General features: G+C 36.0%; 13 protein-coding genes and 1 tRNA gene. 3 read left to right on the top strand and 11 right to left on the bottom strand.

From position 1 onward, the window contains the following. The first annotated feature begins 19 nt into the window (after positions 1 to 19). A complete protein-coding gene (locus tag ACFIMX_RS06990; protein ID WP_375618346.1) occupies positions 20 to 1,588 on the top strand; it encodes a TerC family protein in 1,569 nt (522 codons plus the stop codon). Positions 1,589 to 2,240: 652 nt separating this feature from the next. Here the strand turns inward: ACFIMX_RS06990 and ACFIMX_RS06985 are convergent. From ACFIMX_RS06985 to ACFIMX_RS06970, 4 genes are all read right to left on the bottom strand, one after another. Beyond that, the gene (locus ACFIMX_RS06985; RefSeq protein WP_375639765.1) at positions 2,241 to 2,342 is read right to left on the bottom strand and encodes a hypothetical protein; all 102 of its coding nucleotides are present in this window, start codon (positions 2,340 to 2,342) and stop codon (positions 2,241 to 2,243) included. 1,822 nt (positions 2,343 to 4,164) lie between these two features. Next, positions 4,165 to 4,413, bottom strand: coding sequence for a hypothetical protein (locus ACFIMX_RS06980; protein WP_375694231.1), 249 nt, complete (start codon positions 4,411 to 4,413; stop codon positions 4,165 to 4,167). A 600-nt stretch (positions 4,414 to 5,013) separates the two neighbouring features. After that, positions 5,014 to 5,181: a hypothetical protein gene (locus tag ACFIMX_RS06975; RefSeq protein WP_375694230.1), complete on the bottom strand. Its 168-nt coding sequence runs from the start codon at positions 5,179 to 5,181 to the stop codon at positions 5,014 to 5,016. 526 nt (positions 5,182 to 5,707) lie between these two features. Continuing rightward, a tRNA-Arg gene (locus ACFIMX_RS06970) sits at positions 5,708 to 5,784 on the bottom strand. Positions 5,785 to 6,047: 263 nt separating this feature from the next. Between ACFIMX_RS06970 and ACFIMX_RS06965 the strand changes: the two genes are divergently transcribed. Together ACFIMX_RS06965 and ACFIMX_RS06960 are read left to right on the top strand one after the other, a co-directional pair. Next, positions 6,048 to 6,821: an NAD kinase gene (locus tag ACFIMX_RS06965; RefSeq protein ID WP_375694229.1), complete on the top strand. Its 774-nt coding sequence runs from the start codon at positions 6,048 to 6,050 to the stop codon at positions 6,819 to 6,821. A gap of 145 nt (positions 6,822 to 6,966) precedes the next feature. Next, entirely contained in the window at positions 6,967 to 8,370 is a 1,404-nt protein-coding gene (locus ACFIMX_RS06960) for a DEAD/DEAH box helicase (protein ID WP_375618350.1), read from the top strand. Between the two features lie 60 nt (positions 8,371 to 8,430). Here the strand turns inward: ACFIMX_RS06960 and gltX are convergent, their stop codons facing one another. The 7 genes from gltX to ACFIMX_RS06925 all read right to left on the bottom strand — a co-directional run bounded on the left by gltX (position 8,431) and on the right by ACFIMX_RS06925 (position 18,762). Then, a complete protein-coding gene (gene gltX / locus ACFIMX_RS06955; protein ID WP_375694228.1) occupies positions 8,431 to 9,804 on the bottom strand; it encodes a glutamate--tRNA ligase in 1,374 nt (457 codons plus the stop codon). A gap of 10 nt (positions 9,805 to 9,814) precedes the next feature. After that, the gene (locus ACFIMX_RS06950) at positions 9,815 to 11,476 is read right to left on the bottom strand and encodes an NAD+ synthase (protein ID WP_375694227.1); all 1,662 of its coding nucleotides are present in this window, start codon (positions 11,474 to 11,476) and stop codon (positions 9,815 to 9,817) included. A gap of 121 nt (positions 11,477 to 11,597) precedes the next feature. Continuing rightward, positions 11,598 to 12,977, bottom strand: coding sequence for a class II 3-deoxy-7-phosphoheptulonate synthase (locus tag ACFIMX_RS06945; RefSeq protein WP_375618353.1), 1,380 nt, complete (start codon positions 12,975 to 12,977; stop codon positions 11,598 to 11,600). 68 nt (positions 12,978 to 13,045) lie between these two features. Further along, complete coding sequence (gor, locus tag ACFIMX_RS06940) at positions 13,046 to 14,437, bottom strand: glutathione-disulfide reductase (protein ID WP_375694226.1); 1,392 nt, start codon at positions 14,435 to 14,437, stop codon at positions 13,046 to 13,048. A 204-nt stretch (positions 14,438 to 14,641) separates the two neighbouring features. Next, positions 14,642 to 15,211: a DUF2059 domain-containing protein gene (locus ACFIMX_RS06935; protein ID WP_375618355.1), complete on the bottom strand. Its 570-nt coding sequence runs from the start codon at positions 15,209 to 15,211 to the stop codon at positions 14,642 to 14,644. 78 nt (positions 15,212 to 15,289) lie between these two features. Then, complete coding sequence (rpiA, locus tag ACFIMX_RS06930; RefSeq protein ID WP_375618356.1) at positions 15,290 to 16,021, bottom strand: ribose-5-phosphate isomerase RpiA; 732 nt, start codon at positions 16,019 to 16,021, stop codon at positions 15,290 to 15,292. 482 nt (positions 16,022 to 16,503) lie between these two features. After that, on the bottom strand, positions 16,504 to 18,762 hold the full coding sequence (locus ACFIMX_RS06925; protein ID WP_375694225.1) for a ComEC/Rec2 family competence protein: 2,259 nt from the start codon (positions 18,760 to 18,762) through the stop codon (positions 16,504 to 16,506).

Genomic DNA, 18,762 nt, shown 5'->3' with positions numbered 1-18,762 from the left:
AGCTTCTAAAAGGTAAGGAATGATGGAATGGATCACTGATCCCCATGCGTGGTTTGGTTTGATCACGCTGGTTTTTCTCGAAATTGTTTTAGGAATAGATAACCTTATCTTTATTGCAATTTTAGCTGAAAAATTGCCACTGAATTTGCGTGACCGCGCACGCTTTATAGGTCTTACTTTAGCATTAATTATGCGGCTTTTTCTTCTTACCGTTATTGGATGGGTTATGAGACTCGATAGAGTAATTCTTTCACTTTCATCTTTTGTATTTAGTTGGCATAGCTTTATTTTAATCGGTGGTGGAGCCTTTTTGCTCGCAAAGGGAACGCTAGAATTACATGAAAGGTTAGAAGGAGTATCACATGAAAGAAAAACAGGCGTTGGTTATGCTGTTTTTTGGCAAGTAATCGTCCAAGTCGTGGTGCTGGATGCCGTTTTTTCACTAGACAGTATTATTACCGCAACAGGTATGATTGCAAAAGAGCAGGCAGCAGTTATGTATATCGCAGTCATAGCTGCTATGGGAGTAATGATGTGCGGATCTGGTGCTCTTATGCGTTTTATTAATCGTCATCCCACTATTGTAATCCTTTGTCTTGGTTTTTTGATGATGATTGGTTTTACTCTCATTGTTGAAGGATTTGGTTTTCATATTCCAAAAGGGTATTTGTATGCTGCTATTGGTTTTTCTGTTCTTATCGAAGCTTTTAATCAAATTGGACGTCGTAACCGTGAAAAAATGATTAAAACGAATGATCTACGCAGTAGAACAGCTGATGCTGTTTTGAGGCTCTTAGGAGGAGGAAGCAAAGATAGTCACCTTGCTGAGACTGTAGATGTTATTGCTGAACAGGCCGCAGCTTCTGAGTTGTTTAGACCAGAAGAAAAGGAGATGATTCGTGGTGTTCTCGATTTAGCTGATCGCCCTGTTCGCTCTATCATGTCGCCGCGTAATGAGATTGAGTGGTTAGATTTAAATGCTGATGAAAATGAAATGCGTGAAGAATTACAAAAGGTTAAACATAGCCGCTTAATTCTTGCGCGTGAAAAAGTGGATGAATTTGTTGGCGTTGCATTGACAAAAGATCTTCTTTTGAATTTGGCTGAGGGGAAAAAGATTAATTGGAAAAAAGCTATGCGAGAACCCCTCGTTGTTCATGAAAATACAAGTGTTTTACGATTGATGGAGCAATTACGTCATTCTTCGATTCAGCTTGCAATTATTGTTGATGAGCATGGATCTTTTGAAGGAATTGCAACACCAACCGATATTCTCGAAGCTATTGCAGGAGACTTTCCTGATGACGATGAAGAACTTATGATCGCAGAACAACTTGAAAATGGCAGTCTTCTTGTTGAGGGATATGCTGATATCCGCCGTTTAAGTGGTTATCTTGGGCGTAACCTTGTGGATGAAGCAGATCGTTATACGACTCTGGCAGGCTTTATGCTTTGGCAGTTTGGTCATTTACCAAATGAGGGAGAAAGTTTTGAAACTGATGGTTTACACTTTAAAGTGATTGAAATGGAACGCCGAAACATATCTAAAATCCTTATTTCTCCACTTGTATCACCAGAAAAAAGCTAATTCTTTTTATAAGCAAAATGAATAAAAAGATTTTTTTATGATTAAAAATTGAAAAGAATAAGCAGTTGATAACTCAATTGCATTTCATTATTTTTGTATTTTTTTTAAGCGTAAAGTAATGACATACAAAAGTTATATTATCAATGAACTTTCCATTATAAAAAATTTTCATTGATGATTGACAAAAAGCTGGAAGAGAGAAAATGGTGCAAAATTATTTGTCAATGGTCATTAATCTCAAAACAATGAATATATACAACATATTGATTTATAATAATTATTTATTACAATATTACCTTCACATCAAGAAAGCCTCTTTCAAACATCAGATTTCCGCCAATGGATAAAACTCCACCATTGTTGAGTTCACTCAACTGATGATGGCATCTTTAAACCAGACTCTGGCTCCTATAATCTTTTTAGATCTTCTTGATATTTCTTAAGGAGCTATTCCTTAGCTTTTGTTTCGATAAATTTAGCTATTTTTTTCCTTCCAAGAATGAAACTCCACCTCTCTGGAAAGCTCTTATTAAGAACTTTGTTTTTCTTCCAGATGGTTCATATTTTTTACTACTTTTGCAATGAAAGCGTAGCTGTGTTGCTTAGATTTGACTACTTCTTTGACTAAAGCCAATACACGTTCAAAATGAAGCTATTGGGTATTTTCATCAAAGCCTAAATGATTCTCTGCACCGAAACTTTGATAATAAGATTGTAAGGTTGCAACATCACCCAATAAAGCCAGTGCACCAATATGAAGTAAGCTATAATCTGCATCATCTACCTTGATAACCTTTATGTGCCCTCCAACTTCACTCTATCGCCAAGGTGGTGCTCCATATCTGGAATAAAAGCATTTATGAAGATCAATTTTTTCTATCGCCTATTTCAAGACATAATCCCGCTTAATTCCAACCAATCCGCATATATTTCTTCTTCACAAACTCTCAACCCCTTTTTATAAAAATCAAGTTGTAGATCTTGTAAGTGCTGAGAATTGATAGGGATCAATTACCATATAGGCAGCAGCTAAAATACCAGTACTAATCGAAACTCCAACATCAACTTACGGATAACCTTTGATAATTGCGTCATTATAAAGAATTTGTACTTCACAATCTGGGAGTTGATAACATGCTGAATAATTATCTAACTCTTTAATTTTTTCAACAGACCAATCAAGATTTTTGAAGAACTCTGTTGCACTCTCCATGATTAAAAAATTCTTTGCTCTACCTCAAAAGAGGTTGTATCCATATCAAAAGTCAAAAGCAAAGCAGATTTTTGCAAACAAAAGTGATAACGCCGTGTAAGAGAAGAATCTTATCAATAAGGTATTTGGTGATTTCTTTTGCAACGTCTAAACGAGATGGAATCTTATTCCTAAAAAAATATAATAAAGTCAATAGTTTGTGTGCAAATTATTTTATATGAATCCCATTTAAAATCTACACTTTTATACGTGATTTAATTAACCATTTTTCATAAACAATTACCATGTATGGATAGACCATAAAAAGCAAATCATGATGCAAATATTATAACGCATGTAAACATTCAAATGAAGTGAACGCAGCTATCATTCATAACAGTTCATAAATTTTATGATACGTTTTTATCACACACAAATCGCATTATTAAAAACGTAATCGTTTGAAATTATCGATAACATAAATTGCATGCGTTTAAAGAATGGTATGGGGTTTCCTCTTTTTTTTGAGCTAAATCTTAAAAGAAATAATCATTTGAAACTATCATAGAATAGGTTTTAATTCATTAAGGGCACATAAAAGGATTTAAAGATAAGTCGATTTTAAAGCGGCGCTTACTAAAAAGTTAGTCAATAATAAGCAGACATTATATAGATATTATCATCACAATAGGTAATGAAATTGATAATGTTATGTCGTAGAAATCAAAAGATTTTTAATGATATAACGCAGGAAAACAAGCAAAAAACGTTTTAAAAGTTACAGTTTAAATGCAAAGTAAAAATACGCTTATGAGAACCTCACTAAATGAATGTTTAAACGTTTAGAGACATAAAATGATATCTCTATAAAAACGTTTGAAACCTGGGTTTTATAACAGTTTAAAAGCCTTAGATTTTATAAAAAGCGGTTGTTTATTGTCTTCTGAAAAGCTGCTTTTAAAACCAATGCTTGTAAATTTAAACAACGGGTTTTGTTACAAATATTCACTTAATACGCATTTTCTCTTGATTGTCTTGATATGAACCTACTAAGCGTTGAGACATTTTGATAATGTACTTTGTGTCAAATGACCACTTCAAAAATGCGAGCGTTATTCTTAATACGTTTTATAGCCATACAAAAGTGTTTATAGATTCTGTAATTCAAATGAGTGATTAAATATTATACCTGTCATTTACGTTCCTATTGATCAGTTTTAATCAATAGAATAGAGCGTTTGCAATATGATACGTTTTGTATATATGCATTATTGATTTCTTTTGTATGATTTGTAGTACCTCTATTTAAAAGCAGCGTCATATCAATGGCACAGCTTTCTTTTATGATGCGTTTATAACCATCAAAAAAGCGCCCCTACGTCTGTCATTTATTCTGTTTATCAATCTTGATAACGTTATTGCTTTCATAAACCTCAAAATTTATGGGAACCGAATATAAATCGCTATGTCTTTTTATTCTTGCATTGCCATAAACAGAGCTATACCCATCAGTATGATACCCCATGCTAGCATTGCGGTAAACCTTGCCTAATAACCGCATGATCATAAACCGCGGCATTGCTATGAATACGTGCACTACCGGATAATTTTGCATTCCCATAAACCCGCGCATAATGATAAACTCAACCATTATAAAAAAGATGAGCATTGTCATAAATATGAGCACAAAAATACACATAGGTTTTATCACATATAAGGGTATTGCCATAAAACATAGCCACCAATGGCAGTATTGCCATAGCCCCTTGTATTTTCATAAACACGACTAGATTTTACAACACGGCATTATCAGCAACCCAGCAATTGCCATCATGAGAGAGATTGCTCTTTCATTTTCAATAAAAGCATCTAGACCGCCTTTTTTACATCACCAAAATCTTTTAAAGCACGAATGCGATAATATATATACATGACCAGTCACGAAATCCATTTAATTGATCTATTCATATTTTAGATGGTTTTTTCTGATTAACAGGAGCGGTTTCATTTGCAATGGAAGAAATAACGGAGGTGTTTTTTGATATAGTTGTCATATTCAAGCTAATAATAACATATTCATTACCTAGGAGAATACCAACTCCTACACCTGCCTAAAGCGAAGAAATAATCCGCCCATTATGGCTATGCTGCATGACCATAATAGAACCCAAAACCATCATTCACCAACAGCAAAACGGATCAAAAGGACTAAGTGTTAACGCCATGGAAATAATTAAGTGCACTCATTACTATAGCTGCACAAGATAGTATGCGAGGAGTAAAAGATATAATCCCAACTACTGCCAAACGTAAAGAACATACTCCCAACTAAATAACCACCATAATTAGCGTTCGGTATATAAAAAAGTTGATTAAAGCTAAACAATCCCTCATCCAACATAACTGGCAATATTGGTGTATAGAGAAATCACCAGATAACCATATCGAATACAGCATTTTGAAACAATTCAAATCTTGACGGTTGTTTTTTCCCCCTTATTATTCCTTTAACTGGTGATATTCCTCATCCGCGTTCCATATCACCATAACAGCCTTTAACTCCAAAAATAGAATAAAAGCAAATTTAGCTATCTATTTTAATGCTCAAAACAATATATTTAGCGATCTACTGTCAACATCGTCAGATCAGTTGTACAATAACATATTGAATTAATATGTATTTTTATGTTATAAATGTTTATAGTTAAATTGAAAGCATATTTAGATAATCTTGCTTTTTTATCTCGATATTCAAAATGACTAACCGAAAAATTATATACGCAGCCGTAAATTTTACTTCTCTTGAAATTATTTGCTTATTCGCTACAAAACTTAATAAACAACTCAAATGACCATTTTCATAAAAGAGGAAATTGGCTTTTTTTTAGGTAATATTGTTATTTAGGATGATATGAAGTTGAAGAATTTGGTGCACCCGACAGAATTCGAATCTGTGACCTCTGCCTTCGGAGGGCAGCGCTCTATCCAGCTGAGCTACGGGTGCTTCACACTGATTATTAAAATCAGTTATGGTCTTTTAACTAATCATACTCTTAGCTTCAATGCTAAATTATCATTCTAATAAAAAAATTACTCGTTTGTAATTTATCTAACGACGCATTCCTTTTACTTTTTAATGATACTTTACCTTGAAATAACTTCTCTTTATTCAATGCTCTTTTTATTATAAAAAGAGCTTTTATTACAACTTCAAAACTCTCAAAAATAAGTTACAACATAAATTATAAGTATCAGGATAATTTTTAAATGGCTACATTACCAAGTCGCTTTCATTTTATTTCCGCAGAAACTGAGGAGGCTATCAAAGCTACCCATAAATTAATTTCCGTTTATGGTCATTCTTCTCTGGAAGAAACTGATATTGTTGTTGCAATCGGTGGTGATGGGACAATGTTACAAACCGTACGAGATGTCATGAACACAGGCAAACCTATTTATGGTATGAATCAAGGTTCTGTAGGATTTCTTATGAATGAATTTCATGAAAAAAAATTGCCCAATCGTATTGCTGCCGCACATAAAAAAGAAATCCATCCCCTGCGCATGATTGCAAAATCTGAATGTCAAGATTCTATCGAGGCGCTTGCAATTAATGAAGTATCCCTCTTTCGGCAATCTTATCAAGCGGCAAAAATTCGCATCACCATTGATAACAACGTACGCATGGAACAATTAAGTTGTGATGGTATCCTCGTCGCTACACCAGCTGGATCAACCGCCTATAATTTATCAGCACAAGGACCTATCTTACCTCTTATGGCTCCCCTTATGGCCCTCACTCCCGTTAGCCCTTTTCGCCCTCGGCGTTGGCATGGAGCTTTGCTTCCCGATACAGTAACAGTGCGCTTTGATATGCTTGAACCTGACAAACGCCCTGTAAACGCTGCTGCAGATAATATTGAAGTTAAATCTGTTCATTCAGTTACTATTTCAATGGCAACAGAAGTAACAGCTTCAATCCTTTTTGACTCAAATCATTCATGGGATGAGCGCATTTTATCAGAACAATTTCGCTATTAATGATTGTATTATGCGTTTTATATGTATATGATTGTTATAGTTAGTTTTTTTGTGAAAACATCTTAACACTTTTAAAGAGTGTAGAATATTGGTTATAATCATCATTAGATAGCGCAGTTAAAATCACAGAGCAGTTGATAAAAAAATGATACCATCTTTAAACAGTTTTGATGATTTAGGTCTTTCCGCAAAGGTTATTAATGCGGTGAAATCAGCGGGGTATACAGCTCCGACACCTATTCAAAGTGAAACAATTCCGCATGTCCTTCAAAGAAAAGACGTTTTAGGAATTGCCCAAACGGGAACAGGTAAAACCGCGTCTTTCGTATTGCCTATGCTCACTCTCCTTGAAAAAGGTCGTGCAAGAGCACGCATGCCCCGTACGCTTATCTTAGAACCAACAAGAGAAATTGCAGCTCAAGTTGAAGAAAATTTCGATAAATACGGCATAAATCATCGTTTAAATGTTGCTCTTTTGATTGGTGGCGTTTCTTTTGAACTCCAAGATCGCAAACTTGAACGGGGAGCTGATGTTCTTATAGCAACACCAGGGCGCCTTCTTGATCATTGCGAGCGCGGTAAACTGCTCCTGATGGGCGTTGAAATCCTTGTGATTGATGAAGCTGATCGCATGTTGGATATGGGCTTTATTCCTGATATTGAACGCATCTGTAAACTAACCCCTTTTACGCGTCAAACTTTGTTCTTTTCTGCAACAATGGCGCCAGAAATTACAAAGCTAACGAAACAATTTTTACATTCTCCTGTATCTGTTGAAGTTACAAAAGCTTCCTCAACAGCTACCACAATTACACAACGGCTTGTCAAATCTGGAAATAAATCATGGGATAAAAGAGCGGTTTTACGAGAGCTGATCCAAAATGAAGGTGCAGAGCTTCAAAATGCAATCATTTTCTGTAATCGAAAGAAAGATATCTCTGAACTTTTTAGATCGCTTATCAAACATAACTTTAATGTAGGGGCACTTCATGGAGATATGGACCAATATTCGCGCATGAACACCCTAGCTGATTTTAAAAATAATAAACTTACACTTCTTGTTGCTTCTGATGTTGCTGCCCGCGGTCTCGATATTCCAGCTGTAAGTCATGTATTTAACTATGATGTTCCGACACATGCTGAAGACTATATCCATCGAATTGGTCGTACAGGACGTGCAAATCGCAGCGGAAAAGCCTTTACAATCGTTACAAAAGCTGATCAAAAATATATCAATGCCATCGAGGAAATGAGTAATGAAAAAATTGAATGGCTCAATGGAGATCTTTCAACTTTAATAGCCGATGCTCAAACAGAAGATATTGTTGTAAAGAAAAAATCTTCAAAATCATCAAAGAAAACTGCTCCAAAAGAGCCTGTTGCTCACACTAAAAAATCTGTAGAAGAGAATAAAACAGAATATATCAAAAATGCAAATAATAAGGAGAAGCCATCTGAGCAACAACGCTCACGAAAAAATAAGAATTACACGCCCCTTGGATTTGGTGATGATATTCCTGCATTCATGCTCATAAAGACGCGTAGATAGACTCGTCCTTTACTCTCTGTAAGCATAAAGTAAATAAAAGATGCCTTTTAAAAGTTTCTCTTATTTCTTAGAGAGTCTTTCTATTACCTTTTCACGCCCTAAAAGCTGCAAAAGCTTTCCCATTTCAGGTCCATGATCCATGCCCGTAAGTGCTTGACGTAATGGCATAAATAAGGACTTTCCTTTCCGACCTGTTTTTTCTTTTAATGCTGTTGTCCAAATTTTCCAACTTTCCTCATTCAAAGCACCTTCAGGTAAGAAATCGAGTGATTGACGCACAAATACACGATCCTCTAGTGCCACTGTATCAAAATTCTGTTCATCATGAATGATTTTCCACCACAAAACAGCATCATTGACTTTATCAATATTGCGTCTTATCGCGTTCCAGAAATATTCCGCCTTATCTCCCTCAATAGAAAGTTTTTTAAGGCGCATTTTAACGTCCTCATAACTTAGTTCATGGACAAGATGACTATTCAAAGAAAGAAGATCAGCAATATCAAATTTTGCAACCGATTTTGATGTATCTTGTAAATTAAAATGCTCTAAAAGCGCTGCTTGATGGGGATAGGGATGTACATTTTGTGATGTCCCAATCAAAACGGCAAGGCATTGAACAGCTATAGATTCAAATCCTTTTTCCCGTAGAGAACGAATAGAAAGATCATTATTACGTTTTGAAAATCCTTTTCCTAAAACTGTCGCCAATAAATTGGTATGAGCAAAAACCGGTAATTCTGCATTAAGAGCTTTAAAAAGAGCAATTTGAGCGCCTGTATTTGTAATATGATCATCCCCACGAATAATATGCGTAATAGCCATATCTACATCATCAACAATAGACGGCAATGTATAAAGATAGCTTCCATCTTCACGAATAAGAACAGGATCTGAAAGAGAAGCCAAATCAATCGTCTGCTTTCCCTTTATTGCATCATTCCAGCAAACTTCTGTTCGCTTTGTTTGTAAAGGATCACTTTCAAAATTAGGAAGAAGAAAACGCCAATGGGGTTTACGACCTTGAGATTCAAAGTTTTTTTTCTCTTCTGCTGTCAATTTTAATGCTGCACGGTTATAAATAGGAGGTAATTTGCGTGAAAGCTGGATTTTACGACGCCGCTCTAATTCTTCTGCAGTCTCATAACAGGGATAAAGAAGCCCGCGTTGTTTGAGAATTTCCGCAACTTCATCATATCGATTAAATCGCTTAGATTGGTAATAAATTGAATCTGGTTGAATACCAAGCCATTCAAGGTCAACAGCAATAGCATCAATATATTCTTGTTTAGAACGTTCAACATCTGTATCATCATAGCGCAAAATAAATTCTCCTTTATGCGCTTGCGCATAAAGCCAATTGAAAAGCGCAATACGGATATTGCCAATATGAATATAACCTGTTGGAGAGGGAGCAAAACGAACTTTAACCATAACATAATACTCAATTTTTATCGCGAAAATGATTGACTATAGGATAGCGACGATCGCGTCCGAAATTCTTGTAACTGATTTTTACACCGGGTGCAGATTGTCGCCTTTTATATTCAGCACTATAAAGAAGCTGTTCAATTTTCTCAACAATTTCCCGTGAATACCCACGTTGAACAATATCACCAATACTCATGTCATTTTCTACAAGAGATTGCAAAATATCATCTAGAATAGGATAAGGTGGAAGTGAATCTTCATCTTTTTGATTTTCCCGCAGCTCTGCAGAAGGCGCTTTTTCTATAATATTGGATGGAATGACAATTCCTTCTGGTCCTCTCAAATTGTGCAAGTGATTTTTATTGCGCCACTCAGCTAATGCATAAACCTGCATTTTATAAATATCTTTAAGAGGATTAAACCCGCCATTCATATCCCCATACAATGTTGCATATCCCACAGCCATTTCTGACTTATTGCCTGTCGTTACCACCATTGAGCCGAATTTATTTGAAAGCGCCATTAAAAGTGTACCGCGTATACGACTTTGAAGATTTTCTTCTGTGACGTCAGAGGATAACCCTGAAAAAACAGGTGCCATTGTCTTTAAAAAAGCCTCAACAGGTTGTGCAATCGGTATGATTTCATAACAACATCCCAAAAGATCAGCACATTCTTTGGCATCTTTTAATGATTCTTGCGAAGTATAATGATAGGGCATCATAATGGTGCGAACCCTCTCAGCACCAAGAGCATCCACCGCCATTGCCGTACACAGGGCTGAATCAATTCCTCCTGAAAGACCAAGAATAACATCCTTAAAGCCGTTTTTATTAACGTAATCTTTCAAACCTAAAACACAAGCTTGATAATCGGCCGCTAATCCATTGAGAAGACTTTCATTAGGACCTGAAATACAGTACCATCCCGTCGTTGTTTTTTGCCAATGGCTTAAAGCAATATGGCTATCAAAGTGTTTCATTTGAAATATCTTTTTGCCTTGTCCATTCAAGGCAAAAGACCCGCCATCAAAAACGAATTCATCTTGACCACCAACTTGATTAGCATAAATAATTGGCACCCCAGATTGTAGAGCTTGCGTATGAACAACATCTATACGTCTTAAAGTTTTATTACGATAGTAGGGAGATCCGTTAGCGACAAGAATAATTTCCGCTCCTTTATCTTTAAGCTCTGTACTAAGAGAGGAATCATTCCAAATATCCTCACAAATGACTATTCCTAATTTAATTCCATGATAAACAATAGGCTGAGGACGTGGACCTGAAGAAAATAAACGCTTTTCATCAAATTCAGCATAATTAGGTAAATCAAACTTCAAACTTTCGGCAATGACTCTCCCTTCATCAAGAAGCATGACACCGTTGTAAATATTGCCATTGCGTCTTAATGGAAGTCCAATGATAATTCCTGGTCCGCCTACGGTTATCTTTGCTAATTTCTCAACAGTCTCTTCACATGTTTTTGTAAAAGCAGGTTTTAGAACAAGATCTTCCGGCGGATAAGCGCTTATAAAAAGTTCTGTGAATAAAACAAGATCAGCCCCCTCTTCTTTGGCCTTTTGATGCGCCATGACAGCTAAAGAAAAATTCCCCTCAATATCACCGACAATAGGATTTAATTGAGCAATTGATACCCGAAAATCATTTTTCATAAGCCTTTGTATCATTTCATCAGTTTAGTAACCACAACTTTATTCTTCATCATCGGAAATATCATTTTTTAAAATTCTCTTCTGCCATAATGATCTAAAAAAATATTAGGCAAATTTTTGCCTACCCCCCAGCAGCAATTGCTAACGAGTCAGTCACGCGATTTTTTTTAAGGAGTTCAGCAACAAGAAAAGCCAATTCTAACGCTTGATCTGCATTTAACCGTGGATCACATTGCGTATGATAACGATCAGATAAATCGTCCACAGAAATGGCATGCGCCCCTCCTGTACATTCAGTAACATCACGACCTGTCATCTCAATATGAATGCCTCCTGGATAAGTTCCCTCTCCACGATGCACTGCAAAAAAATTCTCTACTTCTTTTAAAACATAATCAAAGGGACGCGTCTTATAACCATTGGCAGTAATTGTATTGCCATGCATTGGATCACATGACCATATAACCGCACGCTTCTCGCGTTCAACGGCACGGATGAGTTTAGGCAGATAACTTTCAACTTTATCATAACCAAAGCGCGTAATGAGAGTAAGCCGCCCCAGCTCGTTTTCAGGATTTAAAATATCAATTAATTTTAAAAGCTCATCAGACTCAATGGAAGGACCACATTTTAATCCTATAGGATTCTTAATGCCGCGACAATATTCAACGTGAGCATGGTCAATCTGACGCGTACGGTCACCAATCCATAACATATGACCAGATGTTGCATACCAATTTCCTGAAGTTGAATCAATCCGAGTCAAAGCCTCTTCATAACCAAGCAACAGTGCTTCATGACTGGTATAAAAAGATGTTTCACGCAATGAAGAATGTGTTTTGGATGTAATCCCTATAGAACGCATAAAATCAATTGCTTCAGAAATACGCTCTGCCAATAATTCATAACGTTCTCCCTGCGGACTGTTAGAAACAAAACTCAACATCCATGTGTGAACATTTTCTAAATTAGCATAGCCGCCTTGTGAAAAAGCACGCAATAGATTAAGTGTTGCCGCAGATTGGCGATAAGCCATAGACATCCGTTGCGGATCTGGAATACGAGAACCTGCTTCAAATTCAATGCCATTAATAATATCCCCACGATAAGCAGGAAATTCAACTCCCTCTTTTCTTTCAATATCAGAAGAGCGAGGCTTTGCAAATTGACCAGCAATACGACCAATTTTAACAACTGGTTTAGAACTACCAAAGGTCAAAACAATCGCCATTTGCAAAAATACACGAAAAAAATCACGAATATTATCAGCTTCATGTTCTGCAAAGCTTTCGGCACAATCACCACCTTGCAATAAAAAAGCTTGTCCTTTTGCAACAGCTGCTAATTCATTTTTTAAATCACGTGCTTCACCGGCAAAAACTAAAGGAGGGTAACTTCTCAGTTTTCGTTCAACATCTTCTAACATAGACTTATCCGGATAAGTCGGAACTTGTTTAATTGGCCTTGTTCTCCAAGAGTCAGGTGCCCATTCTTTTATCATTACACTCTCTCTAAAGATTAATCTTACAGATTGGCATATCAAAAGCTTTTTACCGCAATATATGCTGTTTAACTTTCTATTTTCTTCCCATTTTCATATATATAATTTGGTTTATACATCGTTACCAATTCTTCTGCCATCGTTGGATGCACTGCCATCGTTTCATCAAAGATATCCTTCGTCAGCTTTCCTTTGAGAGCTATCCCAATAAGCTGTGCCATCTCACCAGCGTTTTCCCCTAAAATATGAGCGCCCACAACAATACGGCTTTCACCATCAACAATGAGTTTCATAAGCATTTTCTCTGAACTACCAGAAAGAACATTACGCATAGGACGAAAAACTGTACGATAAATTTCAAGACGCTTATAATGCTTTACCGCCTCCTCTTCTGAAAGACCAACCGTTCCAATCTCTGGCTGTGAAAAAACTGCTGTTGTAATTAAATCATAATCAGGTGTTGTTGGAATATTCTCAAATGCTGTCTTAACAAAACACATTGCATCATGAATCGCAACGGGTGTTAATTGAATATGACCTGTTACATCACCAACAGCCCAAATATGGGGGATATTTGTTGTCATTTTCTCATCAACAACAACTGCACCAAATTCATTCACCTTAACACCTGCCCGCTCAAGTCTTAAACCCATTGTATTTGGTACACGCCCCGTAGCCAACATAATCTGATCGGCTCTGATTATTTTCCCATTTGATAAAACAACTTCATAACAATTTTCTGCAGCCTGCACTTTAGAAATTGTTATGCCATAGAGAATAGAAATCCCTTTTTCAATCATTGCATCGCTGAGCAATTGCCGCAAATCATGATCAAAATTACGAAGGATTAAATCACCACGATGAAGGAGTGTTGTTTTTACACCTAATTCATGAAAAATATTAGCAAATTCAACACCAATATACCCTCCCCCAACAATCACTATTGATTTTGGGAGTTGATTAAGGTCAAAAATCTCATTAGAAGTAAGGCAAAATTCACCACCTTCTATGGACGTATTTGGTGCAAGTTTTGCCCCTGTTGCAATCAAAATTTTTTCTGCACTTACCCGCTCACCCGTGGCAGAAAGCTCTAATGTGTGATCATCTATAAAAGTAGCACGACTTTCATAAATATGCACATTGTTATTTTCTAATCCCTTACGATACAACCCTTCTAACCTTGATATTTCTTTATTTTTAGCTGCAACCAACTTTTCCCAGCTAAAAATTGGATCCGCATATTCCCACCCAAAACCAACACTTTTCTTAAATTCTTTTACATATTGTGATGCATAAACATAAAGTTTTTTGGGAACGCAACCACGAATAACACAAGTGCCCCCTATACGATATTCCTCTGCTATAGCGACCCGCTTGCCAAGACCTCCAGCAAGCCGTGCTGCACGCACTCCACCAGAACCACTTCCAATAACAAATAAATCAAAGTCAAAAGAGCCCACGAATTATTCCTTCTTATACATCTGCAAGAGTAAGCTAAGATCTTTTATTATCAAATGAAAGTCTTTTTTTCTTTTGAAGAAGCCTTTTTTATAAAGCAGTATTCTAAAAAGACTTATTCTCATTAAAATATTTAAAACGGCGGGAAAACCGCCGCTATTTTAAAAATCAGAAATTGCCCATTGGTTGTCATGATATCAATCAAGCTATTTTTTATTTCCTGAAGATTCTGATTTTATAGGCACATTTGTAGGCATCGTAGAATTATTAAAATTAAGTGTTTCAGACATCTCTTTTCTCACATTTTCTACAAGATCCTGCATAAAAGCAGTACGCCATATATCAAATGCTGAGTAAGAATCACGTGCGATATTGGGAACTTCTGTCAAAAACTTTTTACCGGTATCAGAATTATAAAATGTTGTTATTGCATCAAGTTCTTTTTGAGTAAAATATTTTGCATATACATGAGCAATCTCTTTTTCTAGATCAGAGCGCCTTTTAATTAAAGCAAGCGCCTGCTTATCAACAATATCAGAAATATCCGCTGCCAAGTTTGGATCATCCCTCATCAGTACAGTTTTAAGATCTTCTACCGCATTTGGTAAAAAACTATCAAACTGATCCGTTGCGTGAATGGCACTTATAGCTTTTCTAGCTGAATCTAAATGTTGATCGCTCACACCTTGTGCATAAGCCATTCCAATATTCACAACAAAAACGACAACTACACCCAAATATACGACAAAACGCTGAAAAGAAAATATTATTTTCATTTAATGATTACCCCGATCGCTAATTATAATTTTAATTCGTTATTCTACCTAAAATCTTTAAGACCCTTTTTTACTGTGCTAACATATCGTCATGAAACTGTCTTCTCTAAAATCAAAAGATTCTAAAATTTTTGTTTGACCATCAGCCATAGCGACAATTGCACGTGAAGCCAACCCCAAAAAAAGTCCATGCTCAACAACACCAGGAATAGCAAGAAGTGCATCCGATAATGGTTTTGGTTGCAAAATGCAGCCCCAAAATGCATCAAGAATAAAATGGCCACCATCTGTTTCAAAAGGATTTTTTCCATTCATTCGCAATGCAATTTTTCCAGAAAGCCCTAAATCATCAGCAACTTTTTCAATGGCTCTGCATGTTGTGTGGATACCAAATGGATTAACTTCAATTGGTAGTGCAAAAGCACCAAGTCTTTTTACCACCTTTGTTTCATCCGCAATGACAAGCATTGCACGAGATGCCGACGCTACAATTTTTTCATACAACAATGCTCCCCCTCCCCCTTTAATGAGCATCATCTCAGGACCAATTTCATCTGCTCCGTCAATATCAAGATCCAGCTCAGGTATTTGTTCTAAAGTGCTAACAGGCACTCCAAACTTATGACAGAGTTGTTCAGAATATTTTGAAGTAGCAACACCAGTCACCCGCAAACCATCCGCAACACGCTCACCTAGAAGACGAATAAATTCATTGACTGTCGAACCAGATCCGATTCCAAGCCGCATACCATCTTCAACAAACTCAAGCGCTTTAATAGCTGCCATTTTTTTTAACTGCTGAACATTCATAAATGACTTTGCCTTCTATCCGTATAAGCAGCATTTATCACCCCTATTACCACCGATAATAATGATAATAAAAGATAACCTCTTGACGCAATCTATTTAAATTGACCATCATCTTTTGCTTGAAGAGATGTTACTCGTTATAGAAATATATGATAAGAATAAAATAGAATAATCAACAATTATCTTTTTTATTTCTTTGAGAATATTTGTTAGCATTTTTCTCATTCAATAAGAATTTTTGATTTATTTTGTGCTATCAATAGGATGCACAAAGATGCACATATCAATTTTTTTGAAAAAATTAAAATGATCAGATATAAAAAATCATCTATTTCTAGAAAACTGTAGATTATTATCTCATTTCAATGACGTTGATAAACTTACCAATTTAAATACCGTAAAATATTATGAGAAAAGTCTTCTGTTATTTTTTGTTTTGTCATTATCCAAATGTGAAGCAAAATATGACTGATTATATGTTTTTATGAACGCTGTCTGTGCATATTCCATGGTCTATGAAACCCTAGCGAAGACCAAATAATATCTCCACCTTTGGTCATCATAACGCTTCCTCGTGATAACAATTGTTGAGGTATAAATATTATTTTTGCCTTCTTGTAACAAGTTGGATTATGCATCACAAATGTCTGAATGAGAATATCTGCCTCTACACATTGACCTGTTTCTCTCTGTAAAACAACCACTCTTAATCCATTTTCTAATAATGACGTACATACATGATAATCACAAATAAATTGTCCGTGCAACGAAGGACCATATTTTGTTGGTTTAATCGTTTCATTCACACGAAATGACTTTTTCCATATGGATGTCGTGAACTTAGAAATATGGTAACGATCAATATATAATTTTTTATCATGGATAACGCCCACAAGACGCATATTATCTGCTATAATCAGTTGTACAGGTGAATGCATTACACAAATAGAAATACCTGCCAAAATAAACAAACTAAAAAAGAACCGGATGGGTGTTTTGCAAAAAGTCAGTCCAACCAAGCCTATACTCAATAAAACTAACGCTGATAACGGCATAAAACCAGGATTCAAATCAGGAGAAATAGCCTTGATAGCATGTGCAATCTTTATTACAAGATCAACTCCAAAACCCATAATTTGAAGAGGAAGCCATTCGAATCCTCCTAACATTGCAAGAACTGCGATTAATCCAAAGGGAATGACAAAAATTGAGATGACAGGCAAAGCAAAAGCATTACTGATAATGCTCAACGATGCCATATTAGAAAAATGATAAGCAGCATAAATTCCACTTGCACTCCCTGCAACAAAGGAAGAAGCACATGTTGAAAGCATCGATAAGAAAACAAAATTTATCACTCCTCCTCCAACATAAGAGGGAGTTTTTTTTCTTTTACGAAAAAATGACCTTCCACTCCACCAATCAAAAAAAGCGATCAAAGCAGCAGTCGCAGAAAAGGACATTTGAAAGCTAGGACCTAATATTTCATGGGGTGTCATCGCTAGAGTTATCAACCCTGTAATGGAAAAATTACGCATTGTTATAGCAGAGCGATTACACAATATAGCAACCAACATAACAGCAATCATCACAAAACTTCTTTGCGCTGATATTGCTAAGCCCGACAATAACAAATAAAAAGCTGTTATCATAAAAGCAACGATAGCAGCAAATTTTTTACTGGAATAATAGGAAGAAAAAACTGGAAAAAATGCTAAAAAACTACGGATACTCAAAAGAACTATGCCGCTTAACAACGCCATATGTAAACCTGATATTGATAAAATATGAGCTAATCCAGCTGTACGTAATGCTTCATTTGTCTCATTTGAAATACCAGCACGCTGCCCTGTTATGAGGGCAGCTGCAACACTTCCCTTTTCTCCTTCAAGGGCTATACGGATTCTTTGTGTCATCTTCGTGCGTAAATTTTCAATTTTCTGTAGAATGATAGCGAATATTCCATCAGGCTGCGAAACGGATATTTTTCTTGGTTTTCCTAAATAAACGCCTTGTGCTCCAATTCTTTTAAAATAATTATGAAAACTAAAATCGTAGCCTCCTGGACGCACCGGCCCAGAGAATGCACGAATCTTAACTTTTCCATGCAATCCATCACCAATCGCTAAGCCAGATGGCAAATATCTTGCCGATAAACGAACACGATGAAGACTATGGCGTAATACGGGATTTTCTGTATTCAAAATATCCAAAACTAAACGAAATCCTCCTTTGGCACCTGACTCAATAGAAACAATTCTTCCCGTCAATGTAGTGACAATGTCACTGCTTAGCATGGGTGTTGCAATACGCCACGTTTCTATTTTTGCCGCTAAAACACCCAATATAATACAAAACAGAAACCCCACGGGAATCCATATTTTTCGATAAAAACGTGCAACATAGAATATTCCCAGAAAAATACTGACCAACGCCCCCAATTGTCCCCAACTTGGTTCCCACTCTAAATGAAAATAGAAAATGATTCCTAGGGCAAAAAAGACTAAAATCAGCGAAAAAAGGATACCAAAAGAAACTTCTTTATTAATACAATCTTCTAACCATTTGCGAAAAAAAATGATTACTTCTTTTAAGAGTGTCAATAAAAAAAGTTTTTGTTGATTATAGCTACCATTCTTTGCATCATTATACCTAGAAAAAACACTCTGCCCTATCTGACATGGCTTTTTTCTTTCTGTAACAGATTTTTCGGATAAACCCTCTTTACTTTTATAAAACAT

It is taken from the genome of Bartonella sp. AD24XZML (assembly GCF_042196485.1).
Taxonomy (GTDB): Bacteria; Pseudomonadota; Alphaproteobacteria; order Rhizobiales; family Rhizobiaceae; genus Bartonella.
This window is presented reverse-complemented; position numbering and strand designations above follow the sequence as displayed.

Bases quoted from the DNA above. Each gene is read 5' to 3' on its own strand.
- ACFIMX_RS06950 (WP_375694227.1), bottom strand. From the start codon at position 11,476: ATGAAAAATGATTTTCGGGTATCAATTGCTCAATTAAATCCTATTGTC.
- ACFIMX_RS06945 (WP_375618353.1), bottom strand. From the start codon at position 12,977: ATGATAAAAGAATGGGCACCTGACTCTTGGAGAACAAGGCCAATTAAA.
- rpiA (WP_375618356.1), bottom strand. From the start codon at position 16,021: ATGAATGTTCAGCAGTTAAAAAAAATGGCAGCTATTAAAGCGCTTGAG.
- ACFIMX_RS06935 (WP_375618355.1), bottom strand. From the start codon at position 15,211: ATGAAAATAATATTTTCTTTTCAGCGTTTTGTCGTATATTTGGGTGTA.
- gltX (WP_375694228.1), bottom strand. From the start codon at position 9,804: ATGGTTAAAGTTCGTTTTGCTCCCTCTCCAACAGGTTATATTCATATT.
- ACFIMX_RS06960 (WP_375618350.1), top strand. From the start codon at position 6,967: ATGATACCATCTTTAAACAGTTTTGATGATTTAGGTCTTTCCGCAAAG.
- ACFIMX_RS06980 (WP_375694231.1), bottom strand. From the start codon at position 4,413: ATGCGCGGGTTTATGGGAATGCAAAATTATCCGGTAGTGCACGTATTC.
- ACFIMX_RS06925 (WP_375694225.1), bottom strand. From the start codon at position 18,762: ATGTTTTATAAAAGTAAAGAGGGTTTATCCGAAAAATCTGTTACAGAA.
- ACFIMX_RS06965 (WP_375694229.1), top strand. From the start codon at position 6,048: ATGGCTACATTACCAAGTCGCTTTCATTTTATTTCCGCAGAAACTGAG.
- ACFIMX_RS06975 (WP_375694230.1), bottom strand. From the start codon at position 5,181: ATGTTGGATGAGGGATTGTTTAGCTTTAATCAACTTTTTTATATACCG.
- ACFIMX_RS06990 (WP_375618346.1), top strand. From the start codon at position 20: ATGATGGAATGGATCACTGATCCCCATGCGTGGTTTGGTTTGATCACG.